The 1165-nt window shown below is 65.1% G+C and carries 2 protein-coding genes and 1 pseudogene; all 3 read left to right on the top strand.

Annotation, left to right across the window (positions count from 1 at the left end):
- Nucleotides 1–81: PPE family protein, SVP subgroup (locus OQ789_RS25630; protein WP_420716206.1), on the top strand; the 81-nt coding region annotated here is incomplete at its 5' end.
- Between the two features lie 406 nt (nucleotides 82–487).
- Complete coding sequence (locus OQ789_RS25625; RefSeq protein WP_324689201.1) at nucleotides 488–787, top strand: PE family protein; 300 nt, start codon at nucleotides 488–490, stop codon at nucleotides 785–787.
- A 315-nt stretch (nucleotides 788–1102) separates the two neighbouring features.
- Nucleotides 1103–1165, top strand: a pseudogene (locus OQ789_RS25620) (WXG100 family type VII secretion target); the annotation flags it as partial.

The following is a 1165-nucleotide window of genomic DNA, read 5'->3' as shown; positions in this document are numbered from 1 at the left end:
GGTGCGGCCGGACACGGCGTCGCCGGCCCCAAGTACGGATTCCGGCCCACCGTGATGGCCCGACCACCCTTCGCCGGCTGAGCGAGCGCCCCCACCGATGGCAGCGTTCGCGTCCGGACGCCACGAGGGCGGTCAAACAACGGAAAAGCGCGAAAGGAGGTCCCCACGGCGCGCCCCCGGGAATGGTCGTCGCAGCGATTCTTTGCGACGGGTTAAGCGGCAACCAGATTTTTATGCCGGGCGGCGAAACCATCGAACCCCGGGCGCCGATTAGCAGCAACTTTTTCGCCCGGAGACTGGTAGCGTGGCGTCCAACCGTCTTGCGACGGGCAGCGGTCGAGGTCAAGCGTTGTTACTGTGTCGTTACCAAAAGTGAATTTGCCGTACTGCTGGGTGAACAATTGCAAACACGGGCCTTCCGCACTGACCGCGGGGGCCACAGTCATCTAGTCTCGCTGAGTCGGGGTTTCAACTAGGAGGGAACACTATGTCGTTCGTGACCACACAGCCGGAGGCTTTGGCCGCGGCGGCCGGGAACCTGCAGGCTATCGGGTCGACCTTGAGCGCCCAAAACGCAGCCGCCGCAGCCCCAACCACAGGGGTGGTACCCGCTGCTGCCGACGAGGTGTCGGCGTTGACCGCGGCGCAGTTCGCCGCGCACGCGCAGATGTACCAGGCGGTGAGCGCCCAGGCCGCCGCCATTCACGAGGCTTTCGTGAACACGCTGGCCACCAGCTCCGGTTCGTACGCTGCGACCGAGGCAGCCAACGCCGCCGCCGCGCTCTGACCGGACTGGCGCGTTGAGGGGACTGGACAGATCGTCACCGACGTGGGTTGCGACGTAATCGCCCGGCACGGGACTACCGGGCCGCAGGGGTGGGCCCGCGATCCGTATGGCGAGGCACCACGCGCTCCGTCAACTCAAACGCCGCGATTCGGGTTCGACGTCCGTCTCACCGTGACAAAGCCCGGTGGCCGCCGGCTGATGGGAAGGGGGGGTCATTTCAATTCATTCGGCTCGGCGGTTGTGTAGTACCTGAACGATCCCGCCACCGTCTTTCACCACATCACTCAACAACCACGTAGCAAGGAGACAGCCGACATGGCAACACGTTTTATGACCGACCCGCACGAAATGCGGGCGATGGCGGGCCGCTTCGAGGTG

This window comes from Mycobacterium sp. 94-17 (assembly GCF_035617725.1).
GTDB lineage: Bacteria > Actinomycetota > Actinomycetes > Mycobacteriales > Mycobacteriaceae > Mycobacterium.
Note: the sequence above shows the minus strand (reverse complement) of the source record. Positions and strands in the feature narration are given on the sequence as shown.